This is a genomic window from Streptomyces eurythermus, from assembly GCF_014649115.1.
Lineage (GTDB): Bacteria > Actinomycetota > Actinomycetes > Streptomycetales > Streptomycetaceae > Streptomyces > Streptomyces eurythermus.
The window spans coordinates 568,000-589,202 of record NZ_BMSK01000002.1 but is presented as its reverse complement, the minus strand read 5'-3'; the positions used below and the strand labels follow the sequence as shown (position 1 = coordinate 589,202).

The following is a 21,203-nucleotide window of genomic DNA, read 5'->3' as shown; positions in this document are numbered from 1 at the left end:
AGGATTCAGCCATGTCGGAATTACACCACGCACAGCGAGAAAAGATCGCCATCGTCGGAATCGGCTGTCGGCTGCCCGGCGGAGCATCCGACTATCGGACCTTCTGGCGGAACCTGGTCGACGGTAAGGACTGCCTCACCCCGACACCCTCCGATCGGTACGACATCGCCACACTCGCCAGCCGGGACAAGTCGAAACCTGGGCGACTGGTCGGCGGCCGCGGCGGATACATCGACGGATTCGACGAGTTCGACCCGGCCTTCTTCGGTATCAGCCCGCGTGAGGCCGCCCATATGGATCCGCAGCAGCGCAAGCTGCTGGAGGTCGCCTGGGAGGCTTTGGAGGACGGCGGGCAGAAGCCCGCGGAGTTGGCGGGCCGGAACGTAGGCGTCTTCGTCGGCGCGTTCACGCTCGACTACAAGATCCTGCAGTTCGCCGATCTCAGCTTCGAGACCCTGGCCGCCCACACCGCGACCGGCACGATGATGACGATGGTGTCGAACCGCATCTCGTACTGCTTCGACTTCCGCGGCCCCAGTGTCTCCATCGACACCGCATGCAGTTCTTCCCTGGTGGCCGTGCACCTGGCCTGCCAGAGCCTGAGCCGCGGTGAGAGCGAACTGGCCCTCGCCGGTGGGGCGCTGCTGCACAGTGCCCCGCAATACACCATCGCCGAGACCAAGGGCGGCTTCCTCTCCCCCGACGGCCGGTCCCGCACCTTCGACGCCTCGGCCAACGGCTACGTCCGAGCGGAAGGCGTCGGCCTGGTCGCTCTCAAGCGTCTGGACGACGCCCTGCGCGACGGCGACCCCGTCCACGCGGTCATCATCGGCAGCGGCGTCAACCAGGACGGCCGTACCAACGGCATCACCGTCCCGAACGCCGACGCCCAGATCACCCTCATCGAGCGGACCTGCGCCGAGGCCGGCATCACCCCCGGCAGCCTCCAGTACGTCGAGGCGCACGGCACCTCCACACCCGTCGGCGACCCGATCGAGGCGGGCGCGCTCGGCCACGCGCTGTCGATCGGGCGCCCACCCGGCGCTCCTTGCTACGTCGGGTCGGTCAAGACGAACATCGGCCACTCCGAATCGGCCGCCGGTATCGCCGGGCTGGTCAAAACCGTACTCAGCCTGAAGCACCGCACCATCGCGCCGCACATCAACCTCGACGAGATCAACCCCGCGATCGACCTCGCGTCGCTGCCCTACGAGATCCCTACGCGCACGGTCCCCTGGCCCTGCCACGACGGTCCGGCGCGCGCGGGCGTCAACTCTTTCGGCTTCGGCGGCACCAACGCGCACGTGCTGCTCGAAGCAGCCCCCGCGCCTGAGGCGACCGACGCACCGCAGCCACTCCCGTCGCCCTCCGGCTATTCCGTTCTGCCGTTGACCGCACGGGATCCTGAGCTTCTCTTCGACGTCGCCGAGAACATCCGGCAGGAGCTCTCCGGCGTCCACGGTCCCCCAGCGCCGCTGCCCGACCTCGCCTACACCCTGGCCCGGCGCCGCCAGCATCTGGAGTCGCGGCTGTCCGTCGTCTACGACTCGCCCGCCTCGCTGGACGAGGCCCTCGGCGCCCATCTGAGGGGCGAAGCCCACCCCCGCGTGCTCCTGGACCAGCAGCGCGAGGAGCGGGACCGGCGGCTGGTCTGGGTCTTCACCGGCATGGGGCCCCAGTGGTGGGGCATGGGACGGCAGCTGTTCGACACCGAACCGGTCTACCGGGAGGCGGTCGAGGCGTGCGACCGCGAAATCCGTGAGCTCACCGGCTGGTCGCTGGTGAAGGAACTGGCCGCCGACGAGGCCCACTCCAAGATGAGCGAGACCTGGCTGGCCCAGCCCGCCAACTTCGCCGTGCAGGTGGGCCTCGCGGCACTGTGGCGCAGCCATGGCGTGCGACCGGACGCCATCGTCGGGCACAGCACCGGTGAGGTCGCCGCCTTCTACGAGGCCGGTGTCTATACCCTGCGTGACGCGGCCAGGATCGTCGTCCACCGCAGCCGTCTCCAGCAGCGGTTGGTGGGCACCGGTTCCATGCTGGCGGTGAGCCTGTCCGAGACAGATGCCCTGCGGCGTCTGCAGCCCTACGCCGGCCGCCTGTCGGTGGCCGCCGTCAACAGTCCGGGCGCTCTCACCCTCGCCGGAGACGAGCAGGCCCTCACCGAGCTCGCCGACGAGCTGCGGTCCGAGGAGATCTTCGCCAAGTTCCTGACCGTGCGGGTGCCGTACCACTCGCCGTACATGGACCCCATCAGAGACGAACTGCTCTCCTCGCTCGCCGGCATCGAGCCGCGGCCGGCGTGCGTCCCGCTCTACACGACCGCGGGCGAGGAGGCGGCCGGCCGACGCGCCGAGGGTCCCGAGCTGGACGCCGGCTACTGGTGGCACAACGTCCGTGACAGCGTCCGGTTCAGTGACGCCATCGACCGTCTCGCCGATGACGGCCACCGGGTCTTCCTCGAAATCGGCCCGCACCCGGTCCTGGGCCATTCGATCAACGAATGTGCCGGCGCCCGGGGCGGCGAAGTGCGGGTCCTGCCGTCGATCCGCCGCCAGGAGGACGAGAGCGAGCGCTTCACCCTCTCTCTCGCGGCGCTGCACAGCCTCGGCGTCGACATCGCCTGGGACGTCCTCCATCCCACAGGCCGGCCGGTGCCGCTGCCCCGCTATCCGTGGAAGCGAGACCGGTACTGGACGGAGCCCAAGCCGGTCGAGCAGGTCCGTCTCGGCCGCCTGGACCACCCCCTGCTCGGGCGCCGCCTCGATACCGCCGAACCGGTCTGGGAAGCCAGGCTCGATGTGGAGTCCCTGCCGTATCTGCGGGACCACCGGATCCAGGGCAGCACGGTCTTCCCGGCGGCCGGCTACGTGGAGATGGCGACGCAGGCCGCCCGGGTACTGACCGGCGGCGACGCCGTCCTCGCCGACATCGACCTGCGCAAGGCGCTGTTCCTGCCGACCGGCCCCGAGAGCCCTGTCGGCGAGACTGCGACGGTGCAGCTGTCCGTCTGCACCGAAGACGCCGCGTTCACCATCGCAGGCGTTCCGCGGGAAGATACGGGTGAGCGGAGCGTGCACGCCCGTGGTGCCCTGCGCTCCGCGCAGCGCGGACTCCGTAGGAGCGCACCCCGGCTCGACACCGACGCGATCCGTGGGGGCGGCGCTCGTCGGATGGACGGTGCCGAATGCTACGCAGCACTCGCCGCGCTCGGTTACCACTACGGACCGGCGTTCCAAGGGATCGAAGAGGTATGGATCGGCTCCGACGAGGCGCTCGCCCGCATCCGACCGCCCGTGTCGATCGGCGACGACGCCGCCCGCCACCATCTGCACCCTGTGCTGCTCGACGCCTGCTTCCAGACGCTGCTGACGCCGCAAATCCTGGTCCAGGGCCAGGATGCCGCGCCCGGCACCGGCATCCGGCTGCCGCTCTCGATCGACGAGGTACGCCTCGACGCCGTCGGGGACCAGCCGCTGTGGGCGCACGCCACCCTCACCAGCCGCGCCGACGGCGAACTCGTCGGGGACATCGCCGTCTACGCCGACGACGGCACTCCACTCGGCGGTATCACCGGGTTCCGCGCCGCCGACGTCGAGAAGGCATCCGCAGCCGTCGGCCTGACCACCATCGATTCCTGGCTCGCCGACATCTCCTGGGTCGAGACCCCGCACGAGTCCGGGACGGCGAGTACGACCGAAACTCCCGCCCGGGACTGGCTCGTCCTCGCCGACGCGCAGGGCGTCGCCGATGAGCTTGCCACGCAGATCACCGCCCTGGGCGGGCGGTGCCATCTGGTGCGGCCAGGCCCGGGCTACGGCATGTCGCCGGACCAGCGCGAGTCGACGGTCGCACCGGGCTCCACCGCCGACCTGGAACGTCTCTTCGCCGAGCTGAGCGCGGCCGGGCAAGGGCCCTACGACCACGTAGCCCATTTGTGGAGTCTCGACCTCCCGCCCATCGACGCGGTCCGGACCGCAGCCGGCCTCCGCGAGCACGCCGGCCTCGGCGGCTACGCACTGGTCGCGCTCGCCCGGACACTGCCGGTCCACCATCCGGGCAGCAGGCTGCACATCGTCACCCGCGGCAGCCAGGCCGCCACCCCCGGCGATCCGGTCGAACCGCTGTCCGCACCGGCCTGGGGCATCGGGCGCGTACTGGGGCAGCAGGAGCTGACCGCCCACCGCGGCAGGCTCATCGACCTCGACCCCGCCTCCGGCGACGACGGCGCGGCCCGTTGGGCGGACGCCCAGGCCATCCTGCGGGAAGCGACCGCCGCCGACGGCGAGGAGGAGATCGCGCTGCGCGGCGACCGCCGCTACACCAGCCGCCTCACACCGGTCGCCGACCTGCCCCGCCCGCTGCCGCTGCGTCTGCGCGCCGACGGCGCGTACCTGGTGACCGGCGCGTTCGGCGCGCTGGGCCGGCACCTCTGCCGCCGGCTGGTCGCCCGCGGCGCCCGCCGCCTCGTCATCGTCAGCCGCACCCCGCTGCCCGACCGGGACCAGTGGCGCACCATCGACCCCGCCTCCGCCGCCGGCGACCGCGTCCGCTTCCTGAAGGAGCTGGAGGAGCTGGGCGCCCTGCCGATCCTGGCCACGCTCGACACCAGCGACGAGACGAGCCTGACCGCATGGCTCGCCGACTACAGGCGGCGGGAGTCACCGCCGATCCGCGGCGTGTTCCACCTCGCCGGCCAGGTCCTGGACACCCTCCTGCCGGAGATGGACCGGGCGGCCTTCGACGCCGTGTACGACCCGAAGGTCCTCGGCGCGTACCTGCTGCACCGTCATCTGGCGGACGAGCCGCTCGACCACTTCGTCCTTTTCTCCTCGATCGCCTCGCTGCTGACCACCGCCGGCCAGACCAACTACGCTGCGGGCAACGCCTTCCTCGACGCGCTCGCCCACCACCGCCGCGCCCGCGGCCTGCCCGCCCTCAGCCTGGACTGGGGTCCCTGGGCCACGGGCATGATCGAGGAGCTCGGGCTGATCGAGCACTACCGCACTCATCGCGGCATGAGCTCGCTGTCCCCCGAAGCAGGCATGGCCGTCCTCGAACGCGTCATCTGCCAGGACCGCTCACAGTTGCTCGTCGCCACCGTCGTCGACTGGCCGGTCTTCCTCGCCTGGTACCCCTCGCCCCCGCTGCTGGTCACCGACCTGGCTGCGGCGGCGGACGGCGCGTCCTCCGCTGCGGACAGCGACGGCAGCGGCCTCGACACGCTCCACGCCTCCTTCCGCGGCGCCGACGCCGACACCCGCCGGGCGCTGCTGACCGACCGTTTCACCCACATCGTCGCCGGTGTGCTGCGGGTGCGGCCCGAACAAGTCGACCCCGACGCCGGCCTGGGCGCCCTCGGCCTCGACTCCCTCCTGGCGATGGAGCTGCGCTCCCGTGTCCAGGCCGAGCTGGGCATCGCGCTGCCGGTCGTCGCCCTGCTCAGCAGCGCGCCTGTCAGCGACCTGGTCAGCCAGCTGTACGACGGACTCGTCGACCTGGTCTCAGCCGACGCGGATGCCGCCGGGGACGAGGCCGTCGTCGAACTCTTCCACGACGAGCGGCAGCATCCCCTGACCCAGAACCAGAAGGCGTTGTGGTTCCTCAAGCAGCTCAACCCCGACGGGTTCGCCTACAACATCGGCGGCGCCGTCGAGGTACGCGTGGAGCTCGACCCCGACCTGATGTTCGCGGCGTTCCGCGTCCTGATCGAACGCCATCCCAGCCTCCGCGCCAACTTCACGCATCAGGACGGCCGGCCCGTCCAGAAGGTCGCCCCGCCCGAGGACGCCGTGTTCCGGCAGGACGTCGGAGTCTTCGACGTCCAGGACTGGCCGTGGGAGGAGATCCACGATCTGATCGTCAGTGAGTACCGCGAGCCGTACGACCTGGAGCACGACCCGCTGGTCCGGCTGCGCCTCTTCCAACGCGGCCGTGACCGTTGGGTGCTGATGAAGGCCGTGCACCACATCATCTCCGACGCCATCTCGACGTTCACCTTCATCGAGGAGCTGCTCGCGGTCTACGAGGCGTTGAGCCGGGGCCGGCGCCCCGAGCTGCCGCCCGTCCCGGCCCGCTACCTCGATTTCCTCAACTGGCAGAACCGGTTCCTCGCCGGCCGCGACGCCCGGCGGATGCTCGACTACTGGAAGAGTCATCTGCCGGCCGACACGCCGGTCCTGAATCTGCCGACGGACAAGCCCCGCCCGGCCGTCCAGACCCACAACGGCGCCTCAGAGTTCTTCGTCCTCGACACCGACCTCAGCGCACGCGTCCACGCCCTCGCCCGCGAGCACGACGTCACCGTCTTCATGGCGCTCATCAGCGCCTACTACCTGATGCTCCACCATTATTCCGGCCAGGACGACATCATCGTCGGCAGTCCGGTGACAGGCCGCACCCAGGAGGAGTTCGCCGGGGTCTACGGCTACTTCGTCAACCCGCTGCCGCTTCACCTCGACTTGGCCGGCTCACCGACCGTTGCCGAGCTCCTCGCCCGTGTCCGGGACGTCGTGCTCGGCGGCCTGGACCACCAGGAGTACCCGTTTGTGCTTCTGGTGGAGGAGCTGGGCCTGCGGCACGACCCGAGCCGGTCCGCCGTCTTCCAGGCGATGTTCATCCTCCTGACCCACAAGGTGGCCACCGAGAAGTACGGCTACCGCCTGGAGTACATCGAGCTGCCCGAGGAGGAAGGGCAGTTCGACCTCACCCTCTCCGTGTACGAGGACGAAGCCGACCGGCGTTTCCACTGCGTCTTCAAGTACAACACCGACCTGTTCCTCGCCTCGACGATGCGGCGGCTGGCATCCCACTATGTCAACCTGCTCGACGCGCTGACCCGCGCCGCCCCCTCGCAGCCCGCCGGCCGGTTGCAGATGCTCGGCCATAAGGAGCGCGAGCGCATCGTGGGCCAGTGGAGCGGAGCGGGGCACCGGGCCGCCGCGCCGGACGTGCCGGTCCATCGGCTCATCAGCCGGATCGCCGCCGAGCGGCCCGGAGCGATCGCCGTCTCCGCTCCCACCGAGGACGGCGGGAGCCGACGACTGACCTACGGCGAGCTGGAGCACCGCAGCCACGGCCGCGCCCGGCGGCTGCGCGAGCTGGGTGTCGCCGACGGAGCGGTGGTGGCCGTCTGCCTGGACAAGTCAGCCGAGCTCGTCGTCACCCTGCTGGCGGTGCTCAGGGCAGGCGGCGCCTACCTGCCGCTCGACCCCGACAACCCGGCCGACCGGATGGCGTACATGGTCGCGCACGTCGGAGCCGCAGTGCTGGTGGTCGACGACGCCGGACGCGAGCGGTTCGCCGGCCTGCCGTGCCAGGTGCTCACCCTCGGCGACCTCACCGTGGAGACGTCCGGTGACGCACGTGAGCCGGCCGTCGACATGGACGCCCCCGCCTATGTCATCTACACCTCCGGCTCCACCGGCAACCCGAAGGCGGTGTCGGTCAGCCACCGCAACATCGCCTCGGCGTACGAGGCATGGCGGGTGGAGTACCGCTTCGGCCACGAGGTCACCGTCCATCTCCAGATGGCGAGCCCGTCCTTCGACGTCTTCACCGGCGACCTGGTGCGCGCCCTGTGCTCGGGCGGCACCCTGGTGCTCATCGGGCGCGAGCTGCTGTTCAACACGGCGATGCTGTACACCGCCATGCGGGAGGAGCGCGTCGACTGCGGGGAGTTCGTGCCCTCCGTCGTACGGGGCCTGATCGCCCACTGCGAGCACGAGGGCAGCCGCCTGGACTTCATGCGCCTGCTGATCGTCGGCTCCGACAGCTGGAAGGTCGAGGAGTACGACCGGCTCCGTTCCCTGTGCGGCCCGGACACCCGCCTGGTCAACTCCTACGGCCTCACGGAGGCCACCATCGACAGCACCTACTTCGAGGGGCCGACGGACGGCCTGGAGCCGAGCCGGATGGTGCCGATCGGGCGGCCTTTCCCGGGGACCGAGGTGTACATCCTCGACAAGCACGGCGATCCGGTGGCGCCCGGAGTCCCGGGCGAGCTGTGGATCGGCGGCGCGGGTGTCACCACCGGATACGTCAGGGACCCGGAGCAGACCGCGCACCGCTTCGTCACCCGCACCCTCAGCCGCGAGCCGGGTACACGGCCTGTGCGTCTCTACCGCACCGGCGATCTCGCCTGCTGGGACAGCGACGGGCGAGTGCACCTCCTCGGCCGCGCCGACTCGCAGGTCAAGGTGCACGGCCATCGCGTGGAGATCGGCGAGATCGAGTCCCGTCTCGCGCAGTGGCCCGCGCTGGCGCAGACGGTCGTCACCCTGCGGCCGGACCAGCGCGGGGAAAGCACGCTGTGCGCGTACGGCGTAGCGGCTCCCGGTACGGAGCTGGACTGGCGGCAGCTCCGCCGCCATCTCGCCGCGCACCTACCGACGTATCTGATCCCCGCCGCTTTCACCGAGCTGCCCGAGCTGCCCCTCACCCTCAACGGAAAGGTCGACATCGCGGCGCTGCCCGCGCCCCGGTACCCCGCCGACGACGAACGGCACGACCCGCCCGTGACCCTCTACGAGACGCGGATGGCCGAGCATTGGCGAGCCGTCCTCGGCCTCGGGCACGTCGGTCTCCAGCACGACTTCTTCGAGTCCGGCGGCAGCTCCATCAAGCTGATCGAGCTGATCCACAGCCTGCAGAACGAGTTCGACATCGCCATCCCGGTCAGCCAGCTCTTCAAGGTGACCACGCTGCACGGCATGGCCAGGACGGTGGAACACATCGTCACCGGAAGGCTCCCCGGCGCCCAGCCCTATCTGCGCTTCAACCGCGGCGCCGGGTCCGTCGTCTTCTGCTTCCCGCCCGCCGGCGGTCACGGACTGGTCTACCGGCTGTTCGCGGCCGAGCTGCGGGAGTACGAACTCGTCGCGTTCAACTACGTCACCGGTGACGACAAGGTGGCCCGCTACGCCGATCTGATCGACGCCCTCCAGCCGCAGGGCCCCTGCGAACTGCTCGGCTACTCGCTCGGCGGCAACCTGGCCTTCGAGGTCGCCAAGGAACTCGAACACCGCGGGCGCGAGGTCGGTGACGTCGTCATCCTTGACTCCTACCGCATCCCCGCCTGCTTCACCGCCGACGCCGACCATCTGGAGGAGTTCGAGCGTGAACTGCGCGAGCACCTGCGCAAGCACACCGGGTCGGAGCACCTCGCCCAGGAGACTCTCGACCAGGCCTGGGACTACATCGGCTTCTGCGGCCGTACACCCAATCTCGGTATGGTGCGCGCTCCCCTCACCGTGATCTCCGACGAGCGTAAGGTCGCCTTCTACGCGGCCGGCGAGCGCGGCACCTGGGACGGCAGCTCCGCCACGCGCAGCACGGTGTTGTGCGGCTCCGGCGTCCACGCCGACATGCTCGACCCGGGACATGTCGCGCACAACGCCGACCTGACCCGCTCGGCCCTTGCCAGGTGTCTGAGCGAGACCGGCATCGGCGCCTACGACGTCGCGCTGGGAGGTGAGGCATGTGGCTCGTGACGTGCGCAAACGCCGACGCCAGACAATGATCGTCATCGGTGGCGGGCTCGGCGGTCTGTCCACGGGCTGCTACGCGCAGATGAACGGCTACCAGAGCCGGATCTTCGAAATGCACGAGATCCCGGGCGGCTGCTGTACCTCCTGGGACAAGGGCGACTTCACCTTCGACTGGTGCGTCAGCTGGCTGCTCGGGTCGGGGCCCGGCAACGAGATGCACCAGATCTGGCTGGAGCTCGGCGCGCTGCAAGGCAAACAGATGCGCAACTTCGACGTCTTCAACGTCGTGCGCGGCCGTGACGGCCGAGCGGTGTACTTCTACTCCGATCCGGACCGCCTGGAAGCGCACCTGCTCGACCTCTCCCCCACCGACGCGAAGCCGATCAGGCAATTCTGCCGCGACCTGCGGAAGTTCAGGCAGTGCATGGCCGTCTACCCCTTCCTCACACCGATGGGGCTGATGGGACGGCTTGAGCGCTGGAGGACGCTGGCCGCGTTCGTCCCGTACATCAACGTCATCCGGCGATCGATGACCACGCTCATGACGGACTACTCCGCGAGGTTCACCGACCCGCTCCTGCGCGAGGCGTTCAACTACATTCTCTACGAGTACCACCCCGCGTTCCCGGTGCTGCCCTTCCACTTCCAGCTGGCGTCGCACGCGAACGCGACAGCGGGCGTCCCGGAAGGGGGCTCGCTCGGCCTCTCCAAGTCGGTCGAAGAGCGCTATCTGCGGCTCGGCGGGCGGATCACCTACAACGCCAAGGTCGAAGAAGTACTGGTCGAGAACGACCGTGCCGCCGGAGTCCGGCTGAGCGACGGACGGGAGTTCCGCGCCGACATCGTGGTCTCGGCCTGCGACGGCCACACCACGATGATGCGGCTGCTCGGCGGCCGGTATCTCAACGAGACCTACGAGCGCCTCTACACGAAGACCATCAACGAACCAGGGATGCTCTACCCCGGCTACGTGACCGTGTTCCTGGGCCTGGACCGCCCCTTTCCGGCGGGCGAGCCCTGTTCGACGTACCTGCTCGGCGAGGAGGAAGCGGCGGAATTCATCGGCATGGGCAAGCCCAGTATGAACGTCCAGTTCCGCAGCATCCACTACCCGGAGCTGTCACCGCAGGGGAGCACCGTCGTATTCGTCAGCTACTTCTCCGACACCGACGTCTGGCGGAAGCTGAGCCAGGGACCGGAACAGCGGAGCCGCATGCACAAGGGAGAGGAGGTCCACACCCTGGCGGTACGCCGCGGCCGTGCGTACTACGCCGCGAAGCGCCAGGTGAAGCGCGCCGTCACGGAATTCCTGGACCGGCAGTTCCCCGGGCTGGCGGAGGCGGTGGTGGCGCGTGACATCGGGACGCCGCTCACCCAGGTCCGCTACACCGGCAACTACGACGGAACCATCGCCGGCTGGCTGCCGTTCGTGGAGAGCGCGGAGACGGTCGAGGAGGAAGTGAAGAAGAACGGTCCGGTGGCGCCGGGCCTGGCGAACTTCTACCTCGCCGGTGTCTGGTCATCGATCGGCGGTCTCATCCGGGCGGCTGCGGCGGGCCGCCATGTCATGCAGTTCATCTGCCGTGACGACGGCGTGGAGTTCACCGCCGGCATCGACTGGTCCCAGCCGCCGCCCACACACATCGTCATCCCGGTCGGCCGGCGCCCCGCCCCGTCCCGGATCGCACCGGCCCCCACCGTCCAGGAGTCTGAATGAAGATCGAGAAGTGGACCGTGCGCGAGCACGTGCCGGGCTCTCCCGATGTCGACCGGATCTACGAAAAGGTGGTCGAGGAGGTGGACGTCTCCTCCCTCAAGGAGGACGAGATGCTCTTCAAGACCCTCTATGTGTCCGTGGATCCCTATCTGCAGGGCCTCGCCCTTGAGACGCCCATCGGCACGCACATGGTCGCGCACAGCATCCTGGAGGTGATCGCTGCCGGCCCGCGGGCGTCCTTCTCCGTCGGCGACCTGGTGCAGGGCTTCGGCGGCTGGCGTAGTCATGTGGTCGGCACGGGTGCGGGGTGGCGGTGGGAGCATGGCGAGTTCCCCGTGCCGTTCCCCGCGTACCGGAGGCTGGATCCGAGTCACTACGACGAGGCGCTGCCCCTCTCGACGGCGCTCGGCGTCATGGGCCCGCCAGGCCTGACCGCCTGGGGCACACTCACCAGGTTCTTCACCCTGAAACCGGGTGACACCTTCGTGATCAGCGGTGCTTCCGGCTCGGTGGGCTCGTTGGCCGGCCAGCTCGCCAAGCGCTCCGGCGCACGGGTGATCGGCACCACCAGCTCACCGGAGAAGGCCGGGTACCTGGCCGGGCTGGGTTTCGACGATGTCGTCCACTACCAGCAGGGTGACGCCCCGGAGAAGGTCCGCGAGGCGCTGCGGGCGGCGGCCCCGGACGGCATCGACAAGTACTTCGACAACCTGGGCGGGGCGATCACCGATGCGGTGTTCTCCATGCTCAACGTGGGCAGCCAGGTGGCCGTCTGCTGGCAGTGGGCGACCCAGGTCGCGGGCGACCATGTCGGGCCCCGCCTTCTTCCCTACATCATGTTCCCCCGTACGACCGTGCGCGGGATCTTCGCGGAAGAGTGGTACGACCAGGAGACACTCGCCGCGATGCATGACGAGCTCGGAGGAATGGTCCGTCGCGGCGAGATCACCTACCACGAAACCATCCGCCGCGGATTCGACTCCATCCCGGAGGCGTACCGCAGCTTGTACGAGGACAGGGCGGCCAATCGCGGCAAGGTCCTGGTCCAGCTCTAGGCTTCCCATTTCTCCCCGAAAGGCGGACATCGACGGTGCCCAACCGGCAAGAGACGCTCGCGTATCCCTTTGCTCAGGCCGAGAAACTGAAACTCCACCCTGTCTACGCCGAGCTGCGGAAACGGCCGCTGGCACGGGTGCGGATGCCGTACGGCGAGGACGCCTGGCTGGTCACCCGATACGCCGACGCCAAGGCGGTGCTGGGCGACCAGCGGTTCAGTATGGCCGCGGCGGCCGGGAGGGACCGGCCGCGCGTGCGACCAGTGGCGGTGAGCGGCGGTGGCCTGCTCTCCACGGACGGCCCGGATCACTCCCGGCTGCGGGGCACGGTGGCCAGGGCGTTCACCGCACGTCGTGTCGAGCGGCTGCGCGACCGCGTGCAGGAGATCGCCAAGGACCTGATGAACCGTATGACGGCGTCGGGTGCCCCGGCGGACCTCGGTGACCAGTTCGCCTTCCCCCTCGCGATCACGGTGATCGGCGAGTTGCTCGGGGTGAATCAGGACGGCCATCCCCGCATCCGGCACTGGCTGGACGTGATGATGTCCCACACCGTGACGGCTGACGAGTTCCACAAGTGGAACAACACTTTCGCCGCGTATACGGCCGACCTGGTGGAGCTACGGCGGCAACATCCGGGCGATGATCTGTTCAGTGCTCTCGTGCGGGCGCACGATCGGGAGGGGCGCATCTCCATGCGGGAGTTGCTCGCCCTCACGCCGGTTCTCATCAGCGCGGGGTTCGTAACGACGTTCAACCAGATCTCCAACTCCTGCTATCTCCTGTTGGCGCGTCCCGACCGCTTCTCCTCGCTGCTCGACCGGCCCGAGACGGTCCCCCTCGCGGTGGAGGAACTGCTGCGGTACGTGCCGCTGCCCAATGGATTCGCCTTTCCCCGTTACGCCACCGAAGACATCGAACTGGGCGGAGTGCTCGTCCGCGAGGGCGAGCCCGTCCTGATCGACACGGCAGCCGCCAACCGGGATCCAGCGGTGTTCGACGACGCCGAGGAACTCGTCCTCGACAGGGCCGCCAACCCTCACCTCAGTTTCGGTTACGGCCCTCACTTCTGCATCGGTGCCCACTTGGCGCGCGTGGAGCTGCAAGTGGCCCTGGAGACGCTGCTGGAACACCTGCCCGGCCTCGAACTGGCCGTCCCCGAAGACGCACTGCGCTGGAAGACGGAGAGCATGGTGAACGGCCTCCATGAGCTGCCGGTCACCTGGTGAGACGCCTGCGACGCGCGCCGTTCCAGGTTCTCCGGTGTGCGCAGCCACGTCGCCGGGTCGGTCGTCCGGTCCTCCAGGTACTCCTCGGGCATCGCGGCCTGCTGGTGGGCGTGGATGGCGACGGCCCGCTGGCGCCCCACACCGGCTCGCCGTCCTCGTCCAGGCGCTGCACGCGGTTCAGGACCAGGCAGTGGTCGTGCAGGAGGGGGGAAGCCGTCCCGGTTGTCGAAGTCCCGTAACACCGCGACGACCAGGGCGCGTCTTGGCGCGCCCGCGGTCCGAGGAGCACCGGGTCTGTGCGACCTCGTCTCCAGCCAGCGCAGCACGGTGGCGATGGCCAGCTCGATGACCCGGCGCGTCTTGTTGTCTCCCAACGCCCACAGCACGATCAGGGACGCCTGCGGCCGGAAGGTGAGGTCGAGGGCGAGCAGCGGGATCTGCTTGCGCGCCTCGATCTCCTCGATCCGCTGCCCGAGCACGGTCTCGCGTCGTGCCGTGGCCGGGTCGGCGCCGTCGTCCAGAAGGCCACGCTCGATGCGGTCGGCGTCCGGGTGCCGGCCCTGCCCGAAGACCAGCTCCAACTGCCGCTCGGACACCTCCGCGCCCGCGGTCAGTCCGAGCTCGGCCAGACCGGGCCCCCACCACCTCCCGGGCGGAAGGCCGGCCATCTCCTGGGCGTCCCTCAACGACTTGCCGGCCGGACGGCGGCCGTCCCCGAACGCGACTCCGCGCACGTAGTATCGCCACGCATCACGCCTCTGAACCTTCGCGACACTCAGCATCCCACCACGGGACACCAGCTCTGACCTGCAAAGAAGCGCGATCCCGTGCGGCGGGAGAGTCCACCGGAACTTCACCGCCTCTCCCGCGCCGCGGGTGCCCGCACCCACACGGCGCCCGCCCGGCGGACACCACCAGGGCCATGCAAATGCTGCGCGGCACCAGTCACACACCGCACCTCCACCGAAATCCACCAGCGGCGCCAGCACCCGTCGGCCGCTCCCCCACCCCCCGGACGAGACGCCACCCCTGCATCAGACACCGCGATCAACGCCCGCTCGTCACCCAGATCGTTGGTGTAGGCCTCCCGCTCCGCCGACGACCAGGCGGAGGCGCCGGAGTCCCAGGCCTCGGCGAGCGGGACCAGATGGTCGATGTCCAGGCCGCGCGGGCCCTGGATGTAGCGGTCGTCGTACGGGCTGTACCACTCTCCGCCGGTCAGTGTGCAGCGCGGGCCCTCCTCGGGCCCGGTCACGGCCTTCAGCACCTCGGCGCGGGTATTGCAGCCGTCCTTGTCCGCATCGACCCAGTGCCTGAACGCCGTGCGCTCATACCCGGTGCGATCCTGGTCACGGACGGGCAGAGCGGCCAGGACGTCCCGCACCGGCAGGGTGACGGCCCGACCGGCAGCGCGCCCGGCGGTGTCGGTGGTCGGGGCGGCGTGGGCGGTGGCGGTGGCGGGGACGAGCAGGGCCGTGAGGGCGGTGGCGAGGGCAGCGGTCCGGGCGAAGCGCACGACGAAGTCCTTCCGAAGGTCACTGGTCGTGCTCTTCGTAGCGAGGACTCCGTACGACACTCCCGGAGCGGTGGCCTCTGTCCGATCAGGGGATGCGAGCGATGGCCTGTGCGTGCGTCGAGCGGGGTTGTGGCCCGGGCAGGTCGTGGAGGTGGCGAGGTTCGGAAGGTGGGGCCGGTTGGTCGACGCGGTCGTGCCGAGGGCCCCCTTCGGCTGCAGCGCTCGCCATCGTCAGTCTTCTTGGCCCGGTCACCGTGCGTACAGCCGGTCCAGGGACCTGCGGCTCTTGTCGTCAGCGGGGCGGTAGACCAGCAGGCGCAGTTCCGGATCCTGGAGCGGCAGCAGGACTTCGAAGTCGACGGTGATCGTACCGACGACCGGATGCCGCAGCACCTTCCGGCCGCGTCCGTTGACGCCGACCTCCCGCTCCGACCACAAACGCGCGAAGTCCTCGTCCTGCGTGGCGAATTCGGCGATGAGGGCGGACAGGTCCCCATCCTGCGGGTGCGCGGCCCATGCCGCGCGCAAGTGGGCGATGCCGTCCCGCAGCACCTGCTCCCGGTCGGCGTAGAAGCCGCGCATCTCCGGGTGCAGAAGGCACAGCCACATCGCGTTGCGCCGTGACGGTGGCACGGTCTCGAAACCCGGTAGCAGGCGTTCCATTTCGGGATTCCAGGCGAGGATGTCGTAGCGGTGGTCCAGCAGCATGGCCGGCAGCGGTGAGAGGTCACCGACCAGGCGGGTCAGCGACGGCGCCGCACTGGCGGTCGGCCCGCCGGTGGTGCCGGGGCGGCGCCGTCCGGCCAGGTCGAACAGGTAGTCGCGTTCGCTCGGATTCAGGCGCAGGGCCCGGGCCAGCGCCGCCAGGACCTCTGCCGAGGGCCGCAGTCCGCGGCCCTGTTCCAGCCGGATGACGTAGTCGGTGCTGACCCCGGCCAGTTCGGCGACCTCCTCTCGGCGCAGCCCCGGTGTCCGCCGGGGCCGCCGGTGCGACGGCAGGCCCAGCCGGCCGGGGTCGAGGCCTTCGCGCCTGCTCCTCAGGAAGGCGGCCAACTCCTGTGCGGTGTCCATGGGTCGGGTCGTCATGACCGGCCCAACCGTCAGGGTGGGACCGGTCTTCCCAGGAAGTGCCGTCCCTTACCCCCGGGTCGCCGCCGCCACAGACTCGGTCCCGGCAACGGACCACGAGCACAGGAGGACCTGATGGCACTGACCCTCGACGCCTACCGGCTGCTGGGCCGCTCGGGGCTGCGGGTCTCACCGCTGGCCCTGGGTACGGCGACCTTCGGCACCGAGTGGGGCTGGGGCGCCGAACGGGCCGAGGCCCGCAAGCTGTTCGACCACTACGTCGGGCTCGGCGGCAACCTCCTCGACACCGCTGACACCTACACCGACGGCAGCTCCGAGCGCCTGCTGGGCGAGTTCGCCCGTGAGGAGCGCGAACGCCTGGTGCTGGCGACCAAGTACTCGACCCTGCGCCGCCCCGGCGACCCCAACTCCGGGGGCGGTCACCGCAAGGCCCTGTTCGGCTCGGTGGAAGGGAGCCTGCGGCGGCTGGCCACCGACTACATCGACCTGCTGTACCTGCACGTCTGGGACTTCCGGACGCCGGTCGAGGAGGTCCTGCGCGGCCTGGACGACCTGGTCCGGCAGGGCAAGGTGCTGTACGTGGCGATCTCCAACACCCCGGCCTGGCAGGTGTCCCGGATGCAAACGATCGCCGACCTGCGCGGCTGGTCACCGCTGGTCGCGCTGCAGCTCGAGTACAGCCTGATCGAACGCACCGCGGAGCGCGACCTGATCCCGATGGCCCGGGAACTGGGCCTGGGCGTGGTCCCGTACTCGCCGCTGGGCGGTGGGGTGCTCAGCGGCAAGTACGGCCGGGACGACGTGACCGCGGCGAGTGACGGCACCGGCGACGGCAGCCGCAGGGGCCTCAACCTCGCCCTGGGCGCGCTCACCGAACGCAACCTGGCCGTGGCCGGGGTCGTCCGGGATGTCGCAGCCGAGCTGGGCCGCACCCCGGCCCAGGTCGCGCTGGCCTGGACCCTGCGGAACCCGGGCGTGGCGAGCACACTGATCGGGGCCCGCACCCCCGCCCAACTGGAGGAGAATCTGGGTGCCCTGGGGGTCGATTTCACGGCCGCCCAGCTGGTCCGCCTGGACGCGGCGAGCGCGATCGAGCTCGGACAGCCGCACGACCTGCTGGCGAGCGAGCACATCCGGCGGGTGACCACGGGCGGCCTGCGGATCGAGACCCGCCGCTGACGGCCCAGCCCGACACTGCCCTCGGCCTTCTCGAGCAGGCGCGGTCGCCCCGGCCGGGCGAGATCATCGCACGGCGCCGCTCGCCGGGCCTGGGTGCGGGGGCGGGTCGGGCGTCAGGAGGTCGACGACGGTGATGTCGATGGCCGTCAGCGCGAGTCCCAGGTCCTGTCCGGCCGAGTGGAGGACCGACCGGCGCACCTCACCGGCCCGGTCGGGCAGTGGGCGGTCCGGGGCGGCGGCCAGGGTCATGGTCACCCGCACGCCGGCGTCTGCGCCTTCGGGCGCGAGCCGGCAGGACGCTGTCCGCGCACCGGGAACCGCGTCCGCCGCGGCCCGCAGCACCCGGGCGGCGGCGCGCTCGGTCATCCGCAGGTCCTGGTCGGGGTCGGCCACGGGCAGCAGCCGTCCCAGCCGTACCTCCGTCCTGACGGTGTTCATGACGCGGCCGGCGAGCGCGTGGTGGGCGGCGGCGTCCACGGCGCGCAGCGCCCGGGTGGCCGCGTCCAGCGTGGCCAGTGCCTCGACGGCCTCACGGCAGTGCGGACAGGAGACGGTGTGCGGGTCGGCGGCCGGCGCGGCGTCCCGCGCCTGCTCCCAGACCCGGCTGAGCAACCGGCCGCAGGGCAGCACCTCGTCACCCGCGAACGGCGGCGTGCCGGCGGGGGGTCGGGCGGGTGTGGCGGGGCGCGCCCGCGCGTCGTCTAGCGCCATGGGCTCATCGCCTCCTGGAGGGATCGGCGTGCCCGGAAGAGTCTGCCGCGCACGGTCTGTTCGCTGGTGCGCGTCATGTGGGCTATCTCCTTGTAAGACAGGCCCTGCACCTCGCGCAGGATCCAGCACAGCCGCTGCCCGGTCTGGAGACCGTCGAGCGCGCGGGACAGGGCGGCGACGGCCGCGTCCTGCTCGGCGCAGGGGGCGGGCTGGCTCCGGACGTCCCCCGCCGCAGGTTCGGGGGCCGTGTCCAGCGGGAGGGACGGCGGCCGGCGCCGGCGGCGCGCGGCCAGGCAGCGGTTGACGGTGATCCGGTACATCCAGGTGCGGAACTCCGCGGTGTGGCGGAACTCCGGCAGCCGCCGCCATGCGCTGACGAAGGCGTCCTGGACGGCTTCTTCCGCGTCCTGGGGGTTGCCGAGCATGCCACGGGCCAGGGCGAGGAGGGGCCGGCCGTGCCGCTGGACGAGAACGGCGAAGGCGTCCTCGTCCCCCTCAGCCGCCCGCACGGCCAGGAATCCGTCCGGCAGGCTGTGTTCCGGGGGTGGGTGAGCAGTGCGTTCGGTCATGGCGTTCCCGCACAGGGCTGGACCGTCCGGGTACCCGGACATTGATTTGTGATGTGTGTCACATCGAATGGGTGTGAGAGATGCCCCGCCCGCCGTATCCAACCTTGTGAGGGCGCCACACCGGTGCCCGCCGACCGATCGAGGCGACCGCCATGACCGAGAACATCACCAGCGTCGGCGGGGGCAGCCGGCCCGACGCGGGCGTGAGCGCGCTGAAGGGTCGTACCGGGGCCGGGGCCCCGGCCGAGACGCGGGGGAAGACCACCATCGCGGACGGCGTGGTGGCCAAGATCGCGGGCATGGCCGCCCGCGAGGTACCGGGCATCCACAGCCTCGGGGCGGGCATGGCCCGCGCCTTCGGCGCCGTGCGGGACCGCGTGCCCGGCACAGGCGGCGGCACGGGGGTCACGCGGGGGGTGAAGGTCGAGGTGGGCGAGCGGCAGGCCGCCGTGGACCTGGACGTCGTCGTCGAGTACGGCGTCTCCATCGTCGACGTCGCCGGTGAGGTGCGTACCAATGTGATCGGCGCCGTGGAGCGGATGACGGGCTTGGAGGTCGTCGAGGTGAACATCCTCGTCGACGACGTCCACCTGCCCGACGAGGAAGAAGAAGCCGAACCGGACGAGGGCCGCGTGCGGTGATCCACCCCCGCGTCCCGGGCGGGCGCGGGCGAGACGGGTGAGTGCGAGATGAACGCAGCGATGACGGGCCTCGTGGCCGGCATGGCCCTGGGCTTCGCCGGTTACTTCGGCGGCTTCTGGGCTTTTCTGCTGGTCCTGGTCCTCGGTGCGGCGGGGTTGATCGCCGGCCTCGCCGTGCAGGGCGACCTCGGCCTCGGGACACGGAGGCAGCGGTGAGGAGCCGGACCGGTTCCGCCGGCGAGGGGCCGGGCCCGGCGCCGGCCACCGGTCTGCCGCCACCGGCCGAGCGGGGCGCCACCGTCATCCCGGATCGGGTAGTCGCGCGCGTCGCCGCCCAAGCCGCCCGCACGGCGCAGGCGCGGCGCGCGGCCGTGCCGCCCGGCCCGGGTACGCCGGGGGCGCCGAGCGCCACCGCCGCGGTGCGCGCCGGATCGGTGCGCCTGCACCTGGCCATGGACCTGCCCTACCCGGCCGACCTCGCCTACGTCTGTGAGCGCATCCAGCGGGACGTGGCCGAACGGGTGGCTCACCTGACCGGCCTGCGGGTGGGAGAGGTCACCGTCACCGTCCGGCGGCTGGTGACCGCCGCCGACCCGGGCCGGGGGCGGGTCCGGTGAACGGCCGCGCGGCCCGGACCGTCCGGCCCGCCGCACGGGAAGGGAGCCCGCGATGACACCCGACCCCGGCCCGCCCGGCCGTGGCCTCACACCGTCCGCGCGTCCTGCTGTGCGGCTGACGAAGGAGCCCGGTCCGTCCGGGCACGCCGGACCCGATCCGGACACCATGGCCCAAGAGCGTGGCAAAGGGCGCCGGACCCACCGCCCGTGGTCCGCGCGCCGCCTGCCGGCGGCGCTGGTCGCCGCGGTGATTCTGGTGGCGGCGGTCGCGGCGCTGGCCGACGTCGTCGCCGTACGGGCCGGTCGCTCCTCGGCGGCCTGGCGGCGCCACCTGACCGACGCGCTGGCTACCCGTCCCGTGGACGACGTGTGGATGCTCACGGGAGCTGCCGCGGCTGCGGCCGTCGGCCTGTGGCTGATCGCGCTGGCCCTCACCCCCGGGCTGCGGCACTGGCTGCCCCTGCGCTCCACCGCCGGCTGCCCCCGGCTGCGGGCCTCGCTGGACCGCGACGGCGCCGCCGGCCTGCTGCGCGACGCCGCCCTGCGGGTCCCGGGCGTCGGCGCGGCGTACGTCCGGGTACGCCGCCACCGCGTCACAGCCCGCGCGGACGTCCGTTTCCGCGACCCCCGCCAGGTGAAGGACGATCTCACCGCCGTCCTCGGCCAGGAACGCGACCGGCTCGCTCTCGCAGCCCCTCCCCGCATCGTCGTACGGGTACGGCGACACACCGACTGACGCAGAACCCGGAGCCCGCGCCATGACCCCGCGATCCGCACTCAACCGTACTCTGCTGGCCCTCGCCGGACTGGTCCTGCTCGGCGGTGGACTGCTGATCCTCTTCGCCGGGTTCGACCTCTACCGCAGGCACGGCCTGGACCCGCCCGCCGGCTGGCCCCTGACCACCCCGGACGACGTCCTGCTCGGCTCCGCCGACCGGGCCCGCTGGAGCAGCCAGGGCTGGTGGTGGTGGCCCGCGGTCATCGCCGCGCTCGCCGTGGCCGCCCTGCTCGCCCTGTGGTGGCTGCTCACCCAGCTGAACCGGCACCGCCCCGGCGCGCTACCCGTCGGCGGCACGCCCCCGCGGGAGGGCGTCGAACTGCGCGACCGCGCGCTCAGCGACGCGATCGCGGCCGAGGCCGGTGCCCTGCCGGAGGTCCGGCACGCGGCCGTACGCATCACCGGCCGCCCCGCCCACCCGCGCACCCGCGTCGGGCTCACCCTCACCCCGCACAGCGCACCCGGCGCCACCCTCGGCGCCCTGTGCGAGGGCCCACTGCGGACCGCTCACCGGTCCACCGGCCTCGACATGCCCACCGAGGTCCGCCTGAAAATCGCCCGCCACCCGCCGCACCGCACGCAGTGAGCCGCAGTCCAACAGACAATCCTGGAGG

General features: G+C 71.0%; 14 protein-coding genes and 1 pseudogene. 10 read left to right on the top strand and 5 right to left on the bottom strand.

Annotated elements, in window-relative coordinates; genetic code table 11:
- The first annotated feature begins 11 nt into the window (after positions 1-11).
- The 4 genes from IE251_RS05265 to IE251_RS40800 are packed head-to-tail and all read left to right on the top strand — an operon-like array spanning position 12 to position 13,489.
- Positions 12-9,491 (top strand): non-ribosomal peptide synthetase/type I polyketide synthase, encoded by a 9,480-nt coding sequence (locus tag IE251_RS05265; protein ID WP_189751679.1) that lies wholly within the window; start codon positions 12-14, stop codon positions 9,489-9,491.
- Positions 9,492-9,516: 25 nt separating this feature from the next.
- A complete protein-coding gene (locus IE251_RS05260) occupies positions 9,517-11,205 on the top strand; it encodes a phytoene desaturase family protein (RefSeq protein ID WP_189751747.1) in 1,689 nt (562 codons plus the stop codon).
- Positions 11,202-12,260 (top strand): MDR family NADP-dependent oxidoreductase, encoded by a 1,059-nt coding sequence (locus tag IE251_RS05255; protein ID WP_189751678.1) that lies wholly within the window; start codon positions 11,202-11,204, stop codon positions 12,258-12,260. The genes IE251_RS05260 and IE251_RS05255 overlap by 4 nt, the downstream gene beginning before the upstream one ends.
- 35 nt (positions 12,261-12,295) lie before the next feature.
- Positions 12,296-13,489, top strand: coding sequence for a cytochrome P450 (locus IE251_RS40800; protein ID WP_229896607.1), 1,194 nt, complete (start codon positions 12,296-12,298; stop codon positions 13,487-13,489).
- 272 nt (positions 13,490-13,761) lie between these two features.
- Here the strand turns inward: IE251_RS40800 and IE251_RS40795 are convergent.
- From IE251_RS40795 to IE251_RS05240, 3 genes and pseudogenes are all read right to left on the bottom strand, one after another.
- Positions 13,762-14,271: pseudogene (locus tag IE251_RS40795) on the bottom strand (relaxase domain-containing protein); the annotation flags it as partial.
- A 71-nt stretch (positions 14,272-14,342) separates the two neighbouring features.
- Positions 14,343-15,005 carry an HNH endonuclease family protein gene (locus IE251_RS05245; protein WP_229896606.1) on the bottom strand — a complete coding sequence of 221 codons (663 nt, stop codon included), beginning with the start codon at positions 15,003-15,005 and terminating at the stop codon, positions 14,343-14,345.
- A gap of 249 nt (positions 15,006-15,254) precedes the next feature.
- The gene (locus tag IE251_RS05240) at positions 15,255-16,091 is read right to left on the bottom strand and encodes a helix-turn-helix domain-containing protein (RefSeq protein ID WP_189751676.1); all 837 of its coding nucleotides are present in this window, start codon (positions 16,089-16,091) and stop codon (positions 15,255-15,257) included.
- Between the two features lie 117 nt (positions 16,092-16,208).
- On the opposite strand from IE251_RS05240, the gene IE251_RS05235 reads away from it, so the two are divergent.
- On the top strand, positions 16,209-17,273 hold the full coding sequence (locus IE251_RS05235; protein ID WP_189751675.1) for an aldo/keto reductase: 1,065 nt from the start codon (positions 16,209-16,211) through the stop codon (positions 17,271-17,273).
- Positions 17,274-17,336: 63 nt separating this feature from the next.
- Here the strand turns inward: IE251_RS05235 and IE251_RS05230 are convergent, their stop codons facing one another.
- Together IE251_RS05230 and IE251_RS05225 are read right to left on the bottom strand one after the other, a co-directional pair.
- On the bottom strand, positions 17,337-17,984 hold the full coding sequence (locus IE251_RS05230) for a hypothetical protein (protein ID WP_189751674.1): 648 nt from the start codon (positions 17,982-17,984) through the stop codon (positions 17,337-17,339).
- On the bottom strand, positions 17,975-18,553 hold the full coding sequence (locus tag IE251_RS05225; protein ID WP_189751673.1) for an RNA polymerase sigma factor: 579 nt from the start codon (positions 18,551-18,553) through the stop codon (positions 17,975-17,977). The genes IE251_RS05230 and IE251_RS05225 overlap by 10 nt, the downstream gene beginning before the upstream one ends.
- 152 nt (positions 18,554-18,705) lie before the next feature.
- Between IE251_RS05225 and IE251_RS05220 the strand changes: the two genes are divergently transcribed.
- The 5 genes from IE251_RS05220 (at position 18,706) to IE251_RS05200 (ending at position 21,175) form a co-directional block, all read left to right on the top strand.
- Positions 18,706-19,194 carry an Asp23/Gls24 family envelope stress response protein gene (locus IE251_RS05220; RefSeq protein WP_189751672.1) on the top strand — a complete coding sequence of 163 codons (489 nt, stop codon included), beginning with the start codon at positions 18,706-18,708 and terminating at the stop codon, positions 19,192-19,194.
- A 48-nt stretch (positions 19,195-19,242) separates the two neighbouring features.
- The gene (locus IE251_RS05215) at positions 19,243-19,410 is read left to right on the top strand and encodes a hypothetical protein (RefSeq protein WP_189751671.1); all 168 of its coding nucleotides are present in this window, start codon (positions 19,243-19,245) and stop codon (positions 19,408-19,410) included.
- Positions 19,407-19,811 (top strand): Asp23/Gls24 family envelope stress response protein, encoded by a 405-nt coding sequence (locus tag IE251_RS05210; protein ID WP_189751670.1) that lies wholly within the window; start codon positions 19,407-19,409, stop codon positions 19,809-19,811. Before IE251_RS05215 ends, IE251_RS05210 begins: the two co-directional genes overlap by 4 nt.
- A 166-nt stretch (positions 19,812-19,977) precedes the next feature.
- On the top strand, positions 19,978-20,547 hold the full coding sequence (locus tag IE251_RS05205; protein WP_229896605.1) for a DUF6286 domain-containing protein: 570 nt from the start codon (positions 19,978-19,980) through the stop codon (positions 20,545-20,547).
- A gap of 22 nt (positions 20,548-20,569) precedes the next feature.
- Positions 20,570-21,175, top strand: coding sequence for an alkaline shock response membrane anchor protein AmaP (locus tag IE251_RS05200; RefSeq protein WP_189751669.1), 606 nt, complete (start codon positions 20,570-20,572; stop codon positions 21,173-21,175).
- Positions 21,176-21,203: the final 28 nt, after the last annotated feature.